Here is a 20,579-nt window from a genome sequence, read left to right as displayed (position 1 = left end):
CCCGGACCCCCGCTCAGTGGCCGTACGACGCGGCCCGGTGCACCGGACCGTGGGCGGTCGGACAGTGCTCCCCGTCGACACGCCCCCGCGCGGCGGGCTCGTCCAGATGATCCACCTGCAGCGTGGTGTGGGTGATCCCGTACTCGCTACTCAACACCGCCTCCAGGTCCTCCCGGACGGCGTGGCAGTCACCGCCCGCCGCCACCAGGACATGGGCGGAGAGCGAGACCTCGCCCGAGGTGATCTGCCAGACATGCAGATCGTGCACCTCGGCCACCAGCCCATGGGCGACCAGCCGGCCGCCCACCTCATCGGGCTCGACACCGGCGGGCGCGGCCTCGAGCAGCACCCGGCCGGAGGCCCGCAGCAGTTCCACGCCCGCCTTGATCATGAGGAGCACCACCAGCAGACCGGCGATCGCGTCGGCCCGGGCGAAGCCCGTCGTCACCACCACCAGTCCCGCGATCGCGGTGGCGATGAAGGCATAGAGATCGTTGAGCACATGCTGGAAGGCGCCCTCGACATTGAGCGAGGAGCGGTTCGCCTTCGACATGCACCACGCGGCCGCGAGATTCACCACCACACCGGCCAGCGCGGTGATCAGCACCAGACCACCGGTCACCTCGGGCGGATCGATCAGCCGCCCCACACTCTCATAGCCGAGATAGGCGCCGAGCAGCAGCAGGGAAAGCCCATTGGCCTGGGCGGAAAGAATTTCCGACCGCTTGAGCCCATAGGTGTATCCGCCACGCGCGGGGCGCGCCGAGAGCCGGATCGCGATGAGGGCGAGAACGATCGAGGCGGCGTCGGTGAGCATATGGGCCGCGTCGGACAACAGCGCCACGGAGCGGGCGACGATCCCGACGATGACCTCCACCGCCATGAAGCCGCTGATCAGCGCGAGGGCGAGGGTCAGCCACCGGCGGTCGGCGTTCTCCGCCACCCCGTGGGTGTGGCCGCCGTGGCCAGGCCTGCCGTGCCCCTCGTCGGGTCCGTGCGCATGAGCTCCCACCGACTCCTCCTCGGATCGTCTTCGGGACAGCGCAATTGAAACAGGCCCGAGCGGAATTCGCCAAAGGCGGCAATGGACACGGTTATCAATAAACTCTCGCCCCGGCGGCGAATGGGCCTTATGAATGCGGCAATGCTTTTCATTTCGCGGGGCGAAAAGAGGAACGGCCCGGTCTCGTCCGGGCGGGCCGCCGTGGCGCCGCCGGGCCAGGCCACCCGGCAGTCGCTGACATGTGCGACACCACGCCGATGCGGGTGAGACCGGCGTCCGGAAGGTGACCCGACGGGGCACGGCGCGTTGTCCGAATATGACGACGACGATGCGACGCCGTTCTCTCTCGCAGCCGAGCAGAGCGCTGGACCGGAGCACCGAAGGCGACGGAACGGTTCATCAGACCGTTCACACATCCACATCCGTACCGATCTACGCGGCGCTGGTCGAGCGCTGGGCCTCCGCGGGGCGCGCGGTGCCCGGCCGCTACGACCGCGAGTGGACCGAACTGGTCAACTGTCCCCCCTGGCCGGACCGGATCCGGGCGGCGACCCGCCCGGCGACGCACTCGTCCACCGACTGAGCCACCGCCGGACCCGCCCGGACCCACCGGACCCGCCCGGACCCACCCGACAAGCGGCGGACGCGCCTACTCGCCGTCCCCGCCCTCCAGGCCGCCCTCCGTCTCCAGGTACAGCTCCCGCACGCGCTCCAGCACCTCCGGGTCGGGCTCGTCCCACAGCCCGCGGCTCTCGGCCTCCAGCAGCCGCTCGGCCATGCCGTGCAGCGCCCAGGGGTTGGCCTCCTCCAGGAAGGCGCGGTTCTCCGGGTCGAGCAGATAGGTCTGGGCGAGCTTGTCGTACATCCAGTCGGCGACCACGCCCGTGGTCGCGTCGTAGCCGAAGAGGTAGTCGACCGTCGCGGCGAGCTCGAAGGCGCCCTTGTAGCCGTGGCGGCGCATCGCCTCGATCCAGCGCGGGTTCACCACCCGGGCCCGGAAGACCCGTGAGGTCTCCTCGTGGAGGGTGCGGGTGCGGACCGTCTCGGGGCGGGTGGAATCGCCGATGTACGCGGCGGGCGCGGTGCCCTTCAGTGCGCGCACGGTGGCCACCATGCCGCCGTGGTACTGGAAGTAGTCGTCGGAGTCGGCGATGTCGTGCTCGCGCGTGTCGGTGTTCTTGGCCGCGACCGCGATCCGGCGGTAGGCGCTCTCCATCTCCTCCCGCGCCGGGCGCCCCTCGAGACCACGGCCGTAGGCGTAGCCGCCCCAGACCGTGTAGACCTCGGCGAGGTCGGCGTCGGTGCGCCAGTCGCGGCTGTCGATGAGCTGGAGCAGTCCGGCGCCGTAGGTGCCGGGGCGGGAGCCGAAGATCCGGGTGGTGGCGCGGCGCTCGTCACCGTGCGCGGCGAGGTCGGCGCGGGTGTGCGCCCGTACGTAGTTGTCCCCGTCGCTCTCGTCGAGGGAGGCGGCGAGCCGTACGGCGTCGTCCAGCAACCCGACGACATGCGGGAAGGCATCCCGGAAGAATCCGCTGATGCGCAGGGTGACATCGACGCGCGGGCGGCCCAGCTGGTCGAGGGGCACGGGTTCGAGTCCCGTCACCCGGCGCGAGGCGTCGTCCCACACCGGGCGGATGCCCAGCAGCGCCAGCGCCTCGGCCACATCGTCGCCGGAGGTGCGCATCGCACTCGTCCCCCACAGCGAGAGGCCGACGGACGTCGGCCACTGACCGTCGTTGTCGGCGCGGTAGCGCTCCAGGAGCGAATCGGCGAGGGCCTGGCCGGTCTCCCAGGCCAGCCTGCTGGGCACCGCCTTGGGGTCGACGGAGTAGAAGTTGCGGCCGGTCGGCAGGACGTTGACCAGTCCGCGCAGCGGCGAGCCGGACGGCCCGGCCGGGACGAAGCCTCCGTTCAGCGCGTGTACGGCGTGGTCGATCTCGTCCGTCGTGGCGGCCAGCCGGGGTACCACCTCGCGGGCGGCGAAGTCGAGGACCGCAGAGACCGCGGGGCGCTGCTCGTCCGGCAGGGTGAGGACGGCCTTCTCGACGGCCTCCGGGGCCCATGCGGCGTCCTCCATCGCCTGGACCAGCGCGCGGGCCCGCTCCTCGGCCTCGTCGGCGCCGGTGCGGGTGGCGGCCGACTCGTCCAGGCCGAGCGCCTCGCGCAGACCGGGAAGCGCGGACGTACCGCCCCAGATCTGGCGGGCGCGGAGGATGGCCAGTACGAGGTTGACGCGCTCGGGGCCGGTCGGCGCGCCGCCCAGGACATGCAGTCCGTCGCGGATCTGGGCGTCCTTGACCTCGCACAGCCAGCCGTCGACATGCAGCAGGAAGTCGTCGAAGCCGTCGTCGTCCGGCCGCGCCTCCAGGCCCAGGTCGTGGTCGAGCCGGGCGGCCTGGATGAGGGTCCAGATCTGGGCGCGGATGGCGGGGAGCTTGGCCGGGTCCATCGCGGAGATGGCCGCGTACTCGTCCAGCAGCTGCTCCAGCCGCGCGATGTCGCCGTAGGAGTCGGCGCGGGCCATCGGCGGCACGAGGTGGTCGACCAGGGTGGCGTGGACGCGGCGCTTGGCCTGGGTGCCCTCGCCCGGGTCGTTGACCAGGAAGGGGTAGATCAGCGGCAGATCGCCGAGCGCGGCGTCGGGGCCGCAGGCGGCGGACAGTCCGGCGTTCTTGCCGGGCAGCCACTCCAGATTGCCGTGCTTGCCCAGGTGGACCATGGCGTCGGCGCCGAAGCCACCGTCCGTCCGCGCGGTGGCCATCCAGCGGTAGGCCGCCAGGTAGTGGTGCGAGGGCGGCAGATCGGGGTCGTGGTAGATGGCGATGGGGTTCTCGCCGAAGCCGCGCGGCGGCTGGATGACCACCAGGAGGTTGCCGCGGCGCAGCGCGGCCAGCACGATCTCGCCCTCGGGGTCGCGGCTGGTGTCGACGAACATCTCGCCGGGCGGCGGGCCCCAGTGCTCCTCGACCGCGTCCCGGAGCTCCCGCGGGAGCGTGGCGTACCAGCGGCGGTAGTCGGCGGCCGGGATGCGGACGGGGTTGCGGGCGAGCTGCTCCTCGGTGAGCCACTCCTGGTCATGGCCGCCCGCCTCGATGAGGGCGTAGATCAGCTCGTCGCCGACGCCGGAGGCCAGGCCCGGGAGCGCGTCCGGCCCGTCCTCGGGGCCGAGGTCGTAGCCCTCGGTGCGCAGCCGGCGCAGCAGGGCGACGGCGCTCGCGGGCGTGTCGAGGCCGACGGCGTTGCCGATCCGGGAGTGCTTGGTGGGGTAGGCGGAGAGGACGAGCGCGAGGCGCTTGTCGGCGGCGGGGATGTGGCGGAGCCGGGCGTGTCGTACCGCGATTCCGGCGACACGCGAGGCGCGCTCGGCGTCGGCGACGTAGACCGGCAGGCCGTCCTCGTCCACCTCCTTGAACGAGAACGGCACGGTGATGAGGCGCCCGTCGAACTCGGGGACGGCGACCTGGGTCGCGGCGTCCAGCGGTGACAGCCCCTCGTCGTTCTCCTCCCACGCGGCGCGCGGCGAGGTGAGGCACAGCGCCTGCAGTATGGGCACGTCGAGCGCGGCGAGCGCGCCCGCGTCCCACGCCTCGTCGTCGCCGCCCGCGGACGCCTCGGCGGGGCGGGTGCCACCGGCCGCGAGGACGGTGGTGACGATGGCGTCGGCCGCGCCGAGCGCCTCGATCAGCTCGGGTTCGGGGGCCCGCAGCGAGGCGACGAACAGCGGCAGCGGGTGGCCCCCGGCGTCCTCCACGGCGCGGCACAGGGCCTCCACGAAGGCGGTGTTGCCGCTCATGTGGTGGGCGCGGTAGTAGAGCACCGCGACGGTCGGGCCGGTGGCGTCGCCGGTGTCGGCCGCGCGGGCGGTGCGCTCCAGCGGACCCCAGGTGGGCGCGGGCGCGGGCGGTTCGAAGCCATGCCCGGTGAGCAGCACGGTGTCGGAGAGGAACCGGGCCAGCTGGTCCAGGTTGGCGGGCCCGCCGTGGGCGAGGTAGGCGTGGGCCTCGGCCGCGATGCCGACCGGGACCGTGGACGCCTCCATGAGCTGGGCGTCCGGCGCCTGTTCACCGCTGAGCACCACGACGGGCAGGTCGCCCGCGAGCAGCGTGTCGAGCCCCTCCTGCCAGGCGCGGATACCGCCGAGGAGCCGTACGACGACGAGTTCGGCGCCGTCGAGCAGGCCGGGGAGGTCTTCGAGCGCGAGGCGGGCCGGGTTGGCGAGGCGGTACGACACCGGGCCCGTGGCGGCACGGGCGCTGAGCAGGTCGGTGTCGGACGTCGACAGCAGCAGAATCATGCGACGGCAGGCCTTCCTCGGGGTCCGCGCCCCGGGCGGGTTGAAGACGGCGGCAGTTCCTGGCTCGCGCGGCGGCTGCCGTTCGGCAGCCGCCGCGCTCACAGTGGCGGGACCGCGCCGGATTTCCACCGGCTTCCTACCGTGAGTGCCGTCTTGTACGTGTCGCGGGCCGGGACCGACCCACCGCTGAGCATAGTAAGCGTTGCTGACCTGCCACGGGGCGGTGAGTTCCGGCTCGGCCGGGGCGGTGGGCCGAACCGGATCGTCGGTATGCTCGCCGCCATGCCCCTCCCCCCGACAACCACCCCATCCGGGGATGAAACCCCCGTGCGCGGGCGCGATGACGCCTGTCCGGGCGCGCTGCGGCTGCACCCGGCGGACGATGGTTCGCTGGCCCGGATCCGGGTGCCGGGCGGATTGCTGACGGGCCGTCAGGCGTGGGCGCTGGGGCGGGTGGCCGAGGAGTTGGGCGACGGGCGGCTGGACATCACGTCACGGGGCAATGCGCAGGTGCGCGGCCTGGCGGCGGGGTGTGGCGCGGAGCTGGCGGCCCGGCTGCGGGCCGCCGGACTGCTTCCCTCGGACCGCCATGACCGGGTGCGCAACATCGTGGCGTCGCCACTCTCCGGCCTGGACGGCGGCGGGCACGCCGATGTGGTGGCGTGGGTACGGGAGTTGGACGCCGTGCTGTGCGACGACACTTTGCTGGGGCATGCGGAATTGTCGGGCTTGTCGGGCAGGTTTCTGTTCGCACTGGACGACGGGCGTGGCGATGTGGCCGCGTTGGGCGCCGATGTGACATTGATCGCAACGCCTGGTGATGGAGCGGTGCTGCGGGTCGGGGGGCCGGTGGCGGGTGTGGACGTGGCGGGCGTCCCCACGGGCGGGGCGGCCGGAGGTGGCGACCTCCGGGTGCGGAGCGAGGACGCGGCGCGGGCGGCCGCGCTGGCCGCGGTGGAGTTTCTGGCGAGGGCACGGGAGAGCGGAACCCGGGCGTGGCGAGTACGTGAACTCCCCGCCCGACACGCCGTGACGGCCGACGGCTTGGCCGCGCGACTCGCCGAGGCGGGCGTCGAGGCCGTACGGACGAGGCACCGGCCGGTGGCCTCTGCCGCGCCCCCCGCCCCCGGGCCGGTTCCCGGTCCGGACGGGCGCCACGCGCTGTCCGTCGCCCTCCCGCTGGGCCGGGTGACCGCCGCACAGTGGCGGCTGCTCGCCGGGCTCGCCTCCCGGGACGGGGCGGATGAGCTGCGTATGACACCCTGGCGCGGCGTGGTGCTCCCCGGGTTCGCGCCGGGCGACACGCGCGGTGCCCTGGCGGAACTGTCCGACGCGGGGCTGGTGACCACGCCGGACTCGCCGTGGCTCGGGGTCGGCGCGTGCACGGGGCGGCCCGGCTGCGCCAAGTCCCTGGCGGATGTGCGGTCCCACGCGACGCGCATGGTGGCGGACACGGCGTACGAGGCCGCGGACACGACGTACGGGGTGGCGGACACGGCGTGCGAGGCCGCGGGCACGGCGGAAGTGGTACCGGACGCCGGACGAGTGGTCGCGGGCGGTTCGGAGCCGCGGCCGATGCGCGGCTCGGCGTCCGACGACGGCCGCCGAGCCGCGCCCGATCCGCTGCCGGTGTACGTCTCCGGCTGTGAGCGGCGCTGCGGCCACCCCGGGGGCCGCTGGGTGGACGCGCTGGCGACCGGCGACGCGGGCTATCGGGTCACCGTGCGGGGCGGCGCGAGGGAGGACACGCCGGAGGCGGAGGACGGCGTGGAAGTGACAGCAGAGCAGTTGGCCGACGCCGTTGCGGCGGCCCGTGGAACGACATGATCGAGGACACCGTGTTCGACTATGAGAAGGACGGGGCGGCCATCTACCGCGCGTCCTTTGCCACCATCCGCGCCGAGGCCGACCTCGGCGGGCTCCCCGCCGACGTCAGCCAGGTGGCGGTGCGGATGATCCACGCCTGCGGCATGGTCGACCTGGTCAAGGACCTCGCGTACACCCCCGAGGTGGTCTCCCGCGCCCGTGCCGCGCTGCGGTCCGGCGCGCCGGTGCTCTGTGACGCGCGCATGGTGGCCAGCGGGATCACCCGCAAGCGGCTGCCCGCCGACAACGAGGTGATCTGCACCCTCTCGGACCCGTCCGTACCGGAGTTGGCGCGGCACATGGGCACCACGCGCAGCGCCGCCGCGCTGGAGCTGTGGCGGGACCGGCTCGAGGGGGCGGTGGTGGCGGTCGGCAACGCGCCCACGGCGCTGTTCCGGCTGCTGGAGATGGTCGAAGAAGGCGGGGCGGGCGCGCCGCGCCCGGCCGCCGTGATCGGTGTGCCGGTGGGCTTCATCGGCGCCGCCGAGTCCAAGGAGGCGCTGGCCGGGCATCCGGCGGCGCTCGACCACCTGGTGGTGCACGGCCGGCGCGGCGGCAGCGCCATCGCCGCGGCCGCGATCAACGCGATAGCGAGCGAGGAAGAGTGAGCGAGCAGCAGACGGGCCGGCTCTACGGTGTGGGGCTCGGCCCCGGCGACCCCTCCCTGATGACCGTACGCGCCGTGGAGGTCATCGCCGCGGCCGATGTCATCGCGTACCACAGCGCCCGGCACGGGCGCAGCATCGCGCGCTCCATCGCCGAGCGCCATCTGCGGCCCGACCACATCGAGGAGCGGCTGGTCTACCCGGTCACCACGGAGACCACCGACCATCCGGGCGGCTATCGCGGCGCGATGGAGGAGTTCTACGCGGACGCGGCCGCCCGGCTCGCCGCGCATCTGGACGCGGGGCGCACGGTCGCGGTGCTCGCGGAGGGCGATCCGCTCTTCTACGGCTCGTACATGCACATGCACAAGCGGCTCGCCGACCGCTACCCCACCGAGGTCGTCCCCGGTGTCACCTCGGTCAGCGCGGCGGCCGCCCGGCTCGGCACACCTCTGGTGGAGGGCGAGGAGGTGCTGACGGTCCTCCCCGGCACGCTGCCGGAGGAGGAGTTGACGGCCCGGCTGGCGACGGCGGACGCGGCGGCCGTGATGAAGCTCGGCCGGACCTTCCCGACGGTGCGGCGGGCGCTGGAGCGGTCGGGGCGGCTCGCGGACGCGCGGTATGTGGAGCGCGCCACGATGGGCGCGGAGCGGACCGCCCCGCTGGCGGAGGTGGATCCGGAGTCGGTGCCGTACTTCTCGCTGGCGGTGCTGCCGAGCCGCGTGGGCGCGCCGCGCGGCGACCGTGCCGACGGCGGGGACGCACCGGGCGCCGACCGCGGCGACGCGCCGCACGCCGACCGTCTGACCACACCGCACGCCGACCGCTTGGCCACGCCGAACGCCGACCGTGCGGACGCGCCGAGCGGTGCGTCCGGCGGCTCGGGCGAGGTCGTGGTCGTCGGCCTCGGCCCGGCCGGTCCGCTGTGGCTCACCCCCGAGGCGCGCGGCGAGCTGGCCGCCGCCGGGGACCTCGTCGGCTACACCACATACCTGGACCGGGTGCCCGTACGGCCGGGCCAGCGGCGCCACGCCTCCGACAACAAGGTCGAGGCCGTACGGGCCGAGTTCGCCCTCGACCTCGCCCGGCGGGGTCGGCGTGTCGCCGTGGTGTCCTCCGGCGACCCGGGCGTGTTCGCCATGGCCACCGCCGTCCTGGAGGCCGCCTGCGAGGACCCCTATCGCGAGGTCCCGGTGCGGATCGTCCCCGGTATGACGGCGGCCCACGCCGCCGCCGCACGGGCCGGTGCCCCGCTCGGCCACGACTACGCGGTGCTCTCCCTCTCCGACCGGCTCAAGCCCTGGGAGGTCATCGCCGAGCGGCTGCGCGCCGCCGCCGCGGCCGACCTGGTGCTCGCCCTCTACAACCCCGGCTCCCGCAGCCGCGTCTGGCAGGTGGGCAAGGCCCGTGAACTCCTGCTGGAGCACCGTGCCCCCGACACGCCCGTGGTGCTGGGCCGCGACATCGGCGGCTCCGGGGAACGCGTACGGATCGTCCGGCTGGCCGATCTCGACCCGGCCCAGGTCGACATGCGCACGATCCTCCTCGTGGGCTCCTCCCAGACCCGTACGGTCCGGCGCGGCGACGGCACCGACATCGTCTGGACCCCGCGCCGCTACCCGGAGGCATAGCACCCGGAAGGCTCCTGGTGTGCGGCACCCGGGCTCAGGCCAGGGTGGTCCGCAGCCAGGCGGCGGCTTCGGACGGGGTTTCGGCCATCGGGATGCCCTGGGGGGCGGGTGGGCGGCGGATGATGACGACCGGGAGGGCGGCGGCGCGGGCCGCGGCGAGTTTGGGGGCGGTGGCGTGGGCGCCGCTGTCCTTGGTGACCAGCACCTCGATGCGATGGCGGCGCAGCAGCTCCGCCTCTCCCTCGAGGGTGAACGGGCCGCGGTCGAGGATCACCTCCATCCGGGGCGGGACCGGCGGCTCGGGCGCGTCGACCGAGCGGACCAGGAACCACTGCCCGGTCAGATGGGCGAAGGCGGCCAGGCCCATCCGTCCCGTGGTGAGGAAGATCCGCTCCCCCAGGTCCGGCAGCAGCCGCGCGGCCTCGGCCAGCGAGCCGGCCGAGTGCCAGCGGTCGCCCGGACCGGGTACCCAGCCGGGGCGGCGCAGGGCGAGCAGGGGAACATGGACGTCGGCGGCCGCTCGGGCCGCGTGGGAACTGATCGTGTCGGCGAAAGGATGGGTGGCGTCGATGAGCGCGTCCACCTGGTGCTCGCGGAGCCAGCGGGCCATGCCCTCGGCGCCGCCGAACCCGCCGATCCGCACCTGCCCCACGGGCAGCCGCGGCGCGGCGACCCGGCCCGCGAGGGAGCTGGTGACGCGCAGCGCGGGCGTGTCGGCGAGTTCCTCGGCGAGGCGGCGCGCCTCGGTGGTGCCGCCGAGGATGAGCACATGGCGCGCCGGTGCGCTGTTCATCGGGATCGGGTGCCTTTCGTCGTCCGTGCGCCCGTCATCGTATGCGCGGCGGCCCGGCCATGGCTGAGGCGGAGACGACGGCCAAGGCGGCCGGGGGGCGGGGCGCTCAGCTTGAGCGGTCGGGACTGCGGCACGGCTGGACCACCGGGGCGTGTGCCACCGCCGCGACGACGGCCGCGTACACCGCGCTGCTGGGCGCGGAGTTCCCCGATCCGGTGACCATCGAACTGCCCAAGGGACAGCGCCCCGCCTTCGCCCTCGCCGCCGAGGAGCTGACGGCGGACCGGGCCATGGCCGCGGTCGTGAAGGACGCGGGGGACGATCCGGATGTGACCCATGGCGCGCTGGTCAGGGCCACGGTACGGGTTCTGCCGCCCGGTAGCGGAGTGGTCTTCCGGGCCGGTCCGGGCGTCGGCACGGTGACCCGGCCCGGACTGCCGCTCGAGGTGGGTGAACCGGCCATCAACCCCGTGCCGCGCCAGATGATGCGCGACCACATCGCCTCGGTCGCGGCCCGGCACGGCGGAACCGGTGACGTCGAGATCGAGATCTCCGTGGACCACGGCGAGGAGATCGCCCGCTCCACCTGGAATCCGCGCCTGGGCATCCTCGGCGGGCTGTCCATCCTCGGCACGACGGGCATCGTCGTGCCCTACTCCTGCTCGGCCTGGATCGACAGCATCCGGCGCGGGGTGGACGTCGCCCGCGCGGCGGGGCGCACGCATGTCGCGGGCTGTACGGGCTCGACGTCCGAGAAGGTGGCGGTGGCCGTGCACGGGCTGCCGCAGGACGCGCTCCTGGACATGGGCGACTTCGCGGGCGCGGTCCTGAAGTATCTGCGCCGCCACCCGGTGGACCGGCTGACCGTGGCCGGCGGCTTCGCCAAGCTCTCCAAACTGGCCGCCGGCCATCTGGACCTGCACTCCTCCCGGTCCCAGGTGGACAAGGGCTTCCTCGCGGAACTCGCCCGCCGGGGAGGAGCCGACGAGGAGCTCGCGAAGGCGGTGGCCACGGCCAACACCGGCCTGGAGACGGTGCAGTTGTGCACCGCCCGTGGCGTCCCCCTCGGCGACCTGGTCGCGGCGGCGGCCCGTGACACGGCCCTCGGGGTGCTGCGCGGCGCGCCGGTGGCGGTGGACGTCATCTGCGTCGACCGCGCCGGCACGATCGTGGGCCGCGCGGAACCCCGCGGCCCCCGGCCACGCTGACCCACATCGGCGCACGGGACGCGACACGCCCCGGGTACGCCATGGCGCGCCGTGCGCGGCGCGGCCCGCGCGGAACCACGTACGGCGCCCGAAGGGGCGACGGGCTCAGGTCGTGGACGGGGAGCCGGGGACGCGGGGGCGGGTCCTGGCCGGGGAGTAGAGGTGGCTGTCGGGGAACTGGGCGGCGGCCAACGTGCGGCCGACGACGATGACCGCCGTGCGGACCACGCCTGCCGCCTTCACCTGGGCCGCGATGTCGTCCAGGGTGCCGCGCAGGACGAGTTCGTCGGGGCGGCTGGCCATGGCGACCACGGCGGCCGGGCAGTCGGCGCCGTAGTGCGGGAGGAGTTCGGCGACGATCCGGTCCACGTAGCGGGCGGCGAGGTGCAGGACGAGCAGGGCGCCGCTGCGGCCCAGGGTGGCCAGGTCCTCGCCGTCCGGCATGGGGGTGGCCTGCTGGGCGACGCGGGTGAGGATGACGGTCTGGCCGACGGTCGGGATCGTCAGTTCGCGCTTCAGCGCGGCGGCCGCGGCGGCGAAGGCCGGGACGCCCGGGACCACGTCGTACGGAACGCCGGCCGCGTCGAGGCGGCGCATCTGCTCGGCGACGGCGCTGAAGACCGACGGATCGCCGGAGTGGAGGCGGGCCACGTCATGGCCCGCCTCGTGGGCGGCGATCAACTCGGCGGTGATCTGGTCCAGGTCGAGCTGGGCGGTGTCGACGAGCCGGGCGTCCGGCGGGCATTCGGCGAGGAGTTCGCGGGGCACCAGGCTGCCCGCGTACAGACACACCCGGCAGCGGGCCAGGGTCCGGGCGCCGCGCACCGTGATCAGGTCGGCGGCGCCGGGGCCCGCGCCGATGAAGTACACCGTCATCGTGTTTCTCCTTGAGCGGCTTCGACGGATCCCTCGGGATCGGCGGCGTCCCCGCCAGGGCCCCGGGAAGCGAGCGGTTTGCCGGCGGACCACTGGGTGACCGGCATCGCCTGCCGCCAGCCGGTGAACCCCCCGACCGGGGTGGCGTGGGAGACGGCGAGGCGGACGAGGTCGCCGCCGTGACGGCGGTACCAGTCGGCGAGCAGCGCCTCGGACTCCAGGGTCACGGTGTTGGCGACGATCCTGCCGCCCGGCGGCAGGGCCGCCCAGCACGCCTCCAGTACCCCGGGGGCGGTCAGGCCGCCGCCGATGAACACCGCCTGGGGGGTGGGCAGTTCGGCCAGGGCGTCGGGCGCCGCGCCGGTGACGACGGTCAGCCCGGGCACACCGAGCGCGGCGGCGTTGCGGCCGATGCGCTCGGCACGCGCCGGATCGCGTTCGACCGAGATCGCCCGGCAGGTGCGGTGGGCCCGCATCCACTCCACGGCGATGGAGCCCGAGCCGCCGCCGACGTCCCACAGCAGCTCACCGGGGGCGGGGGCGAGCGCGGCGAGGGTGGCGGCCCGCACATGGCGCTTGGTCAGCTGACCGTCGTGATCGTACGCCGCGTCGGGCAGCCCCGGTGTGAGCGACAGCGGCCGGGCGCCGTCCGCCGGGGCGCAGTCGACGGCGATGACGTTGAGGGGGTCGCCGGGCGGATGGGGCCACTCCTCGGCCGTGCCCTCCACACACCGCTCCGCCGCGCTCCCCAGCCGCTCCAGCACCCGCATCCGGCTCGGGCCGAAGCCGCGGTCCCCGAGCAACCCGGCCACCTCGGCGGGCGTGTCGGCGCCCGCGCTGAGCACGAGCAGCCGCCGGCCGGCGTAGAGCTCACGGCTCAGCGTGGCCAGGGGGCGGCCGACGAGGCTGATCACCTCGGTCTCCTCCAGCGCCCAGCCGAGCCGCGCACCGGCCAGGGAGACGGACGACGGATGGGGCAGCACCCGCAGCCGCTCGGCGCCCAGCAGTTCGGCGAGCGTGCGGCCGATGCCGAAGAACATGGGGTCGCCGCTGGCCAGCACGGAGATTCGCCGCCCGGCATGCGCGGCGAACAGCCCGGGGACGGCGGGGCGCAGCGGGGACGGCCAGGGCACCCGTTCCCCGGGGCACTCCGGCGGCAGCAGCCCCAGATGGCGCCGTCCGCCGATGACCACCTCGGCCGTGCGCAGCGCCTCGCGGGCGGCGGGGCCGAGCCCCGCCCAGCCGTCGGCGCCGATGCCGATCACGGTCACGGGGGGAGGCGGCGGGCTCACGGTGGTCACCTTCGCGGGTCGGGGACGGTCCACGGAACTCTACTGACCTGCTACGACGCCCCGGTCCCCGGCTCCCGCTCCAGCCCCTGCCCCGCCACCTCGACGTCCCGCTCCCCCGCCTGCTCCCGCTCCGACCCCACGCCGCCCCGCGCCCGCGCCCTTTCCTGCTCCCGCTCCAACTCCACGCCGCCCCGCGTCCGTTCCCGCTCCAACTCGGCCAGTGCGAGCAGTTGCTCCACGGTCATGTCCTCCGGGATCGGCACCGGTGCCGGGGTGCGCAGCGGCGGCTGCCAGCCCTCGTCCGGGGCCCAGCGCCGTATGATCCGGGCCGGCGCCCCGGCCACCACGGCGTGGTCGGGCACCTCGCCCCGTACGACCGCGCCCGCCGCGACCACCACATTGCGGCCCAGCCGCGCCCCCGGCAGGATCACCGCGCCCGCGCCCAGCCAGCTGCCGGGGCCGATGTGGACGGGCGCGGAGCGCGGCCACTGACGGCCGATGGGCTGGTCCGGATCGTCGTAGGAGTGGTTGTCGCTGGTCACATAGACGTACGGACCGCAGAAGACATCGTCGCCGAACTCCACGCATACGGAGGCGATCACATGGCTGCCCCGGCCCAGCACCACGCCGTTGCCGATGCGCAGCACCGGCTCGGGGCCGAGGTCCACATCGGGCATCATGCCGGCGGTGAGGGTCACCTGCTCGCCGATGACGCAGTGCTCGCCGATCTCGATCCACGGTTCGCCGAAGAGGGTGCCCTGGGGGAACGCCAGCCGGGTGCCGACGCCGATGCGGCCGAAGCGGTACGGCCCGGGGCGCTCGGCGGTCACCGCGCCGGCCCGCTGCACGGCACGCCAGCCGCGGTGGACCAGACGGGAAGTGACGCGTCCGCACCAGCCCCGCCAGGATGAGAACACGTTCTCGTTCTTCGGCATTCGCCCACCGTATCGGCCCATTGGGAGACCGTCCCCACCGGGAGACCGTCCCCACCGGGAGACCGTCCCCACCGGGAGACCGGCTACCTCAAGAGACCGGCTACCTCGGGAAAACGTCCGCCTCACCCCGGCGTCCCACGCCCAATCCCCCGCCCCGGCGCCTCGCGCAAGACGCAGTCGCCGCACAACCCGCCGCCCGGCACCCGGTAGTAGAGACAGCAACTGCGGCGCCGATAGCCGAGGGGCGCGGTGCTGAGGGTGCCGGCGTCGCGCAGCGGCGGGTGGCCGAGTTGGGCACGTGCCAGCTCGACGGCCCGGTCCGCCGCCTCGGCGCGGCCGTGCGCCCGGCACCAGTCGTGCAGCACCCGCAGCGAACCGGCCAGCGCCGAGGCCGCGTTGCCCCACAGCAGCCGCCCCGAGACCTGGTAGGCCCGCTCGATGGCCTGGTGCAGCGGCACCAGATGGACGCATGCCGCGGTGCCCACCGGACCGGCGAGTCGTCCCGGTTCGCCCATCACGGACGGCGCGCCGGGCCACCACAGGTCGTCGGGGGCGACACGCCCGGGGTTCCACCACAGCCGGTCGGGCCGGAGGTGGGGCACCCCGCCGGAGAGGACCGCCGGGCCGAGCGCGAGCGACCACACCCGGGCTGCGAGCCCCTGGAAGACGAGCGATGCCGCGACCCTCGGTTCATCGGTGCGCAGACTCGCGGCGACCGCCTCGACCCGGGCGCGCAGCACCGGTCCGGCGGCGCCCGTGCCGGTCAGCCGGTACGCCTCGCCGATCCGCGCGTACCCCTCCGCACCCGGATCGCCGCTGCCGGTGCGCAGTGCGAAGAACGGTCCGACCCGCGCCGCGTCCGGCAGCGGCGCCTCATCCACCGTCGGCCGGGGCCCGGAACGTTCCACCGTCGGCCCGGATCTGGGACGCGCCACCGTCGGCCGAGCCCTGGAACGCCTCCAGCAGCCGGTCCGCCGCCAGCGTGGCCGTCAGCGCGCCCTCGCGGACCCGCTGCTCCAGCTCGGGCCCGAGCCGCCGCACCTCGGGGTGGGCGTGCAGCCGCGCGAGCAGCTGGTCGCGCACCATCGACCAGGTCCAGTCCACCTGCTGGTCGCGCCGCTTGGTGCGCAGCGCGCCCGTGGCATCCAGCACCCGGCGGTGCTGCTCCAGGCGCTCCCACACCACATCGAGCCCGGTGGACTCGCGGGCGCTGCAGGTGAGCACCGGCGGGTTCCAGGGCGCGTCCGGGGGCTGCAACAGCCGTAGCGCGCCCGCCAGTTCACGGGCCGCCGACTTCGCGTCCCGTGCGTGCGGTCCGTCGGCCTTGTTGATGGTGACGACGTCGGCGAGCTCCAGGACGCCCTTCTTGATGCCCTGGAGCTGATCGCCGGTGCGGGCCAGGGAGAGCAGCAGGAAGGAGTCGACCATGTTGGCCACCGCCGTCTCGGACTGGCCCACGCCCACAGTCTCCACCAGCACCACGTCATAGCCCGCGGCCTCCATGACGACCATGGACTCGCGGGTGGCGCGGGCGACCCCGCCCAGCGTCCCGGCGCTGGGCGAGGGCCGTACGAAGGCGCCTGGATCGACCGCCAGCCGCTCCATCCGGGTCTTGTCACCCAGGATGGAGCCGCCGGTGCGGGTCGACGAGGGGTCGACGGCCAGGACCGCGACCTTGTGGCCGACCCCGGTGAGCATGGTGCCCAGGGCGTCGATGAAGGTGGACTTGCCGACACCGGGCACCCCGCTGATGCCGATCCGCCGGGCCCCGCCGGTGTGCGGGAGCAGTTCGACCAGCAGCCGCTGGGCGAGGTCGTGATGGTCGGGGCGGGTGGACTCGACGAGCGTGATCGCACGCGCGATGTACGCGCGCTTGCCGTCGAGCACGCCCTTGGCATACTCCTCGATGTCGATCGTCCGTGGCATTACAGTTCGTGGCCGAGGTCGGCGGCCAGCTTCCGCACCAGGTCGTGGGCGGCGTCCGGGATGACCGTGCCCGGCAGGAAGACCGCGGCGGCCCCGGCCTCGTGCAGGGTCTGGACATCCTGCGGCGGGATGACCCCGCCGACCACGATCGTGATGTCCTCGCGCCCCGCCTCGGCCAGTTGCTCGCGCAGCGCGGGCACCAGCGTGAGGTGACCGGCCGCGAGCGACGACACGCCGACGATGTGCACATCGGCCTCCACCGCCTGCCGCGCGACCTCCTCGGGGGTCTGGAACAGCGGGCCGACGTCGACGTCGAAGCCCAGGTCGGCGAAGGCGGTGGCGATCACCTTCTGGCCGCGGTCATGTCCGTCCTGGCCCATCTTGGCGACCAGGATGCGGGGGCGGCGGCCCTCCTCGCGCTCGAACGCCTCGACCAGCGTGCGGGTGCGGTCCACGCCGGACGACTTTCCGGCCTCGTCTCGGTACACACCGGAGATCGTACGGATCTGGCCCGAGTGGCGCCCGTAGACCTTCTCAAGCGCGTCGGAGATCTCGCCCACGGTGGCCTTGGCGCGGGCGGCGTCCACGGCCAGCGCCAGCAGATTGCCCTCCAGACCGGCGCCAGGACCGGACTCGGCGGCCGCGGTCAGGGCGCGCAGCGCGTCCTGGCAGCCGGCCTCGTCGCGCTCGGCGCGCAGCCGCCGCAGCTTCTCGATCTGCTGGGCCCGTACCACGGAGTTGTCGACCGCGCGGACCTCGATCGCCTCATCGCTGTCGACCCGGTACTTGTTGACGCCGATCACCGGCTGGCGCCCGGAGTCGATCCGCGCCTGGGTGCGGGCCGCGGCCTCCTCGACGCGCAGCTTGGGGATGCCCGCGTCGATGGCCTTGGCCATGCCGCCGGCCGCCTCGACCTCCTCGATGTGCTGCCAGGCCCGCCGCGCCAGGTCGTACGTCAGCTTCTCGACGTAGGCGCTGCCGCCCCAGGGGTCGATGACCCGGGTGGTGCCCGACTCCTGCTGGAGCAGGATCTGGGTGTTGCGGGCGATCCGCGCGGAGAAGTCGGTGGGCAGCGCGAGCGCCTCGTCCAGCGCGTTGGTGTGCAGCGACTGGGTGTGGCCCTGGGTGGCGGCCATGGCCTCCACACAGGTGCGCGCCACGTTGTTGTAGACGTCCTGGGCGGTCAGCGACCAGCCGGAGGTCTGCGAATGGGTGCGCAGGCTCAGCGACTTGGGGTTCTTCGGGTCGAACTGCTTGACCAGCTTGGCCCACAGCAGCCGCGCCGCGCGCAGCTTGGCGACCTCCATGAAGAAGTTCATGCCGATGGCCCAGAAGAACGACAGCCGGGGCGCGAAGGCGTCCACGTCCATCCCGGCGTCCCGACCGGCCCGCAGATACTCCACACCGTCCGCGAGGGTGTACGCCAGCTCCAGATCGGCCGTGGCCCCGGCCTCCTGGATGTGGTAGCCGGAGATGGAGATGGAGTTGTAGCGCGGCATCCGCTGCGAGGTGAAGGCGAAGATGTCGGAGATGATCCGCATCGACGGCTGCGGCGGATAGATGTAGGTGTTGCGGACCATGAACTCCTTGAGGATGTCGTTCTGAATGGTCCCGGCCAGCTTCTCGGGCGGTACGCCCTGTTCCTCGGCGGCCACGATGTAGAGCGCGAGCACGGGCAGCACCGCGCCGTTCATCGTCATCGACACGCTCATCCGGTCCAGCGGGATGCCGTCGAAGAGCTGCCGCATGTCGTAGATGGAGTCGATGGCCACGCCCGCCATGCCGACGTCACCGGTGACCCGGGGGTGGTCGCTGTCGTAGCCCCGATGGGTGGGCAGGTCGAAGGCGACCGACAGGCCCTTCTGGCCGGCCGCGAGGTTGCGGCGGTAGAAGGCGTTGGACTCCTCGGCGGTGGAGAAGCCCGCGTACTGCCGGATGGTCCAGGGCTGGTTGACGTACATCGTCGGGTACGGGCCGCGCAGATAGGGCGCGGCGCCGGGGTAGGTGCCCAGGAAGTCGACGCCCTCGAGGTCCTCGGCGGTGTAGAGCGGTTTGACCCCGATGCCCTCGGGGGTGTCCCACACCAGGTCCTCGACGCCCTTGCCCGCACCGTTCTGGAACGCGGCGGCCCAGTCATCGGAGCTGGGCACCGGGCCCTCGGCCGGTCCGTCCAGATCGACCGCCGAGAAGTCCGGGATCTTCCCGGGCTCCAGCGAAGAGCCCGTCATCACGCCACCCCCATGGTGTCCAGAGCCGAGGTGAGCACCTCGACCGCGTCGCAGCCCGCGAAGACGTATCCGTCCACTCCGGCCCGCTCGTACTCGTCCTGTTGTGCCCCCGGCCGTCCGGCCAGGTAGACCCGGGTCGCCCCGGCCGCCTTCAGCCGCTCGGCCACGGCGGCCGCCTCCTCCGCGTACAGCTTGTCGCTGGAGCACAGGCAGGCCACGCGGGCGCCGCTGGCGGTGAACGCCTCGGCGACCGTCTCCGCGGTCACGGTGACCGGCTCGTGAACCGCCTCGATCCCGCCCGCCTGGAAGAGGTTGGCGGTGAAGGAGGCGCGGGCGGTGTGCGCGGCGGCGGGGCCCAGCGCGGCCAGGAAGATCCTGGGCCGGCCGCTCTCGGCCGCCAGATGGGCGTCGGAGCGGGTGCGCAGCGCCTCGTACGCCTCGTCGCGGCGCACCCTCGGCAGTCCGCCGCCGGGCCGCTCGGGCGCGGGGTCGCGCTCGACGGGCCGCTCGGCGAGGTTCGGGAACTCGCTGACGCCGGTGATCGGCTCCTTGCGGCGGGCCAGTGCGCGGCCGCGGCGGGCCCAGGTGTCCGCGAGCCGGTCGCGGACCAGCCCGGAGGCGAGGGCTGCGGCCATGCCCCCGGCGCGCTCGATCTCCTGGAACCAGGCCCAGGCGGCGCGGGCGACGTCGTCGGTGAGCTTCTCGACGTACCAGGAGCCGCCGGCCGGGTCGATCACCCGGGCCAGATGCGACTCCTCCAGCAGGATCGTGGAGGTGTTGCGGGCGATGCGCCGGGCGAAGTCGTCGGGGAGGCCGATGGCGCTGTCGAAGGGCAGCACGGTGACCGCGTCCGCGCCGCCGACGCCCGCGGCGAGGGTGGCCACGGTGGTGCGCAGCATGTTCACCCAAGGGTCGCGCCGGGTCATCATCACCGACGAGGTCACCGCGTGCTGGCGCTGGGCACGCGCCTCGGAGGACGCGCCGCACGCCTGCGCCACGCGCGCCCACAGCCGCCGGGCGGCCCGGAGCTTGGCGATGGTGAGGAACTGGTCGGCGGTGGCCGCGTAGCGGAACTCCAGCTGCGCGCAGGCGGCTTCGACGCTCAGCCCCTCCTCGGTGAGGGTGCGCAGATAGGCCACGGCGGCGGCGAGGGAGCAGCCGAGCTCCTGGGCGGCCCCGGCGCCCGCCTCGTGGTACGGCAGCGCGTCCACGGCGAACGCCCGCACCCCCGGGTGGTCGCGGTCGCAGGTCAGCGCGAGGTCGGCGGCGGCGGCCAGCCGTCCGGCCAGGCCCTCGTCGCGTCCGGTGCGGGCCACGAGGCCCAGCGGGTCCGCACCGAGGTTGCCGAGCGCGGCGCCGGGCGGCACCTCGCGGTCGGCGTAGAGCCGCAGCAGGGCGCGGGCGGCGTCCTCGAAGTCGGCGCCCGCGTCGAGGGCGACGGTGGCGAGGTCGAGATAGACCCCCTTCAGCGCCTCGGGCAGGGCGTCCACGGGCACCCCGGCCGCGCCGACCGCGAGCCAGACCGAACCGGCGCCGTTCTCCAGGTCGGCGAGGATCGCCTGGTTGGTGCGGGCCGGATCGGGGTGGGCGTGGCGCTGGCGCACGTCCCAGCCGGATACGGCGGAGCCCTCGGCCCGGCCGCCACGCACGAAGGGCGCGAAGCCGGGGAATCCGGCGTCCTCGGGGGCGTCGTCGGCGGTGTAGAGAGGCTGGACGGTGATTCCGTCCTCGAGTGCGGTCGCGAGGGCCTGTTCGGCCTCGGCACCCACGGCGTCCGAAGTGCCGGTTTTACGCAGCACGCCTTCGACGAGGTGGCGCCATTGGTCTCGCGTCACTTCCGGGAAATCGTCGGCTAGGGGAAGCCCGTCGGGCAGGACCGTCATAGGAGGAGGCTAATGGGGTCCGCTAAAGCCGGAGCAGTG

Annotated in this window: 15 protein-coding genes and 1 riboswitch; of the genes, 5 read left to right on the top strand and 10 right to left on the bottom strand. The window is 74.0% G+C overall.

Translation table 11 applies throughout. The annotated features are described in order from the left end of the window. Window positions 1-13: 13 nt before the first annotated feature. Window positions 14-1,012: a cation diffusion facilitator family transporter gene (locus NP777_RS09760; RefSeq protein ID WP_256649696.1), complete on the bottom strand. Its 999-nt coding sequence runs from the start codon at window positions 1,010-1,012 to the stop codon at window positions 14-16. 319 nt (window positions 1,013-1,331) lie between these two features. On the opposite strand from NP777_RS09760, the gene NP777_RS09755 reads away from it, so the two are divergent. Further along, entirely contained in the window at window positions 1,332-1,586 is a 255-nt protein-coding gene (locus NP777_RS09755; RefSeq protein WP_256649695.1) for a hypothetical protein, read from the top strand. A gap of 66 nt (window positions 1,587-1,652) precedes the next feature. Here the strand turns inward: NP777_RS09755 and cobN are convergent, their stop codons facing one another. Continuing rightward, window positions 1,653-5,297, bottom strand: coding sequence for a cobaltochelatase subunit CobN (cobN, locus tag NP777_RS09750; protein WP_256649694.1), 3,645 nt, complete (start codon window positions 5,295-5,297; stop codon window positions 1,653-1,655). Between the two features lie 53 nt (window positions 5,298-5,350). After that, window positions 5,351-5,436: riboswitch (cobalamin riboswitch) on the bottom strand. A 131-nt stretch (window positions 5,437-5,567) separates the two neighbouring features. Here cobN and NP777_RS09745 point away from each other — a divergent pair. Genes NP777_RS09745 through NP777_RS09735 form a run of 3 tightly spaced genes read left to right on the top strand, consistent with a single transcriptional unit; the run spans window position 5,568 to window position 9,399 of the window. Beyond that, window positions 5,568-7,124 (top strand): nitrite reductase, encoded by a 1,557-nt coding sequence (locus NP777_RS09745; protein WP_256649693.1) that lies wholly within the window; start codon window positions 5,568-5,570, stop codon window positions 7,122-7,124. Continuing rightward, window positions 7,121-7,771, top strand: a complete 651-nt coding sequence (locus NP777_RS09740; RefSeq protein ID WP_256649692.1) for a precorrin-8X methylmutase — start codon at window positions 7,121-7,123, stop codon at window positions 7,769-7,771. The genes NP777_RS09745 and NP777_RS09740 overlap by 4 nt, the downstream gene beginning before the upstream one ends. Continuing rightward, window positions 7,768-9,399: a precorrin-2 C(20)-methyltransferase gene (locus tag NP777_RS09735; protein WP_256649691.1), complete on the top strand. Its 1,632-nt coding sequence runs from the start codon at window positions 7,768-7,770 to the stop codon at window positions 9,397-9,399. The genes NP777_RS09740 and NP777_RS09735 overlap by 4 nt, the downstream gene beginning before the upstream one ends. 34 nt (window positions 9,400-9,433) lie before the next feature. Here NP777_RS09735 and NP777_RS09730 read toward each other — a convergent pair whose 3' ends face one another. Continuing rightward, complete coding sequence (locus NP777_RS09730; RefSeq protein ID WP_256649690.1) at window positions 9,434-10,192, bottom strand: cobalt-precorrin-6A reductase; 759 nt, start codon at window positions 10,190-10,192, stop codon at window positions 9,434-9,436. A gap of 59 nt (window positions 10,193-10,251) precedes the next feature. Between NP777_RS09730 and NP777_RS09725 the strand changes: the two genes are divergently transcribed. Next, window positions 10,252-11,400, top strand: a complete 1,149-nt coding sequence (locus NP777_RS09725) for a cobalt-precorrin-5B (C(1))-methyltransferase (RefSeq protein WP_256649689.1) — start codon at window positions 10,252-10,254, stop codon at window positions 11,398-11,400. A 105-nt stretch (window positions 11,401-11,505) separates the two neighbouring features. On the opposite strand, the gene cobM is transcribed toward NP777_RS09725, so the two are convergent. From cobM to mutA, 7 genes are all read right to left on the bottom strand, one after another. Continuing rightward, a complete protein-coding gene (gene cobM, locus NP777_RS09720; protein WP_256649688.1) occupies window positions 11,506-12,276 on the bottom strand; it encodes a precorrin-4 C(11)-methyltransferase in 771 nt (256 codons plus the stop codon). Beyond that, window positions 12,273-13,568, bottom strand: coding sequence for a precorrin-6y C5,15-methyltransferase (decarboxylating) subunit CbiE (gene cbiE, locus NP777_RS09715; RefSeq protein ID WP_256649687.1), 1,296 nt, complete (start codon window positions 13,566-13,568; stop codon window positions 12,273-12,275). The genes cobM and cbiE overlap by 4 nt, the downstream gene beginning before the upstream one ends. Before the next feature lie 50 nt (window positions 13,569-13,618). Then, window positions 13,619-14,503, bottom strand: a complete 885-nt coding sequence (locus NP777_RS09710; protein ID WP_256649686.1) for an acyltransferase — start codon at window positions 14,501-14,503, stop codon at window positions 13,619-13,621. A 122-nt stretch (window positions 14,504-14,625) separates the two neighbouring features. After that, the gene (locus NP777_RS09705; protein ID WP_256649685.1) at window positions 14,626-15,384 is read right to left on the bottom strand and encodes a (2Fe-2S)-binding protein; all 759 of its coding nucleotides are present in this window, start codon (window positions 15,382-15,384) and stop codon (window positions 14,626-14,628) included. Continuing rightward, a complete protein-coding gene (meaB, locus tag NP777_RS09700; protein ID WP_256649684.1) occupies window positions 15,377-16,429 on the bottom strand; it encodes a methylmalonyl Co-A mutase-associated GTPase MeaB in 1,053 nt (350 codons plus the stop codon). The genes NP777_RS09705 and meaB overlap by 8 nt, the downstream gene beginning before the upstream one ends. Continuing rightward, a complete protein-coding gene (gene scpA, locus NP777_RS09695; protein WP_256649683.1) occupies window positions 16,429-18,657 on the bottom strand; it encodes a methylmalonyl-CoA mutase in 2,229 nt (742 codons plus the stop codon). The genes meaB and scpA overlap by 1 nt, the downstream gene beginning before the upstream one ends. Further along, a complete protein-coding gene (mutA, locus tag NP777_RS09690) occupies window positions 18,657-20,540 on the bottom strand; it encodes a methylmalonyl-CoA mutase small subunit (protein WP_256649682.1) in 1,884 nt (627 codons plus the stop codon). Before mutA ends, scpA begins: the two co-directional genes overlap by 1 nt. Window positions 20,541-20,579 lie beyond the last annotated feature (39 nt).

Origin of the sequence: Streptomyces rugosispiralis, assembly GCF_024505145.1 — a bacterium.
In the GTDB taxonomy this organism is placed as follows: Bacteria; Actinomycetota; Actinomycetes; order Streptomycetales; family Streptomycetaceae; genus Streptomyces; species Streptomyces rugosispiralis.
Note: the sequence above shows the minus strand (reverse complement) of the source record. Positions and strands in the feature narration are given on the sequence as shown.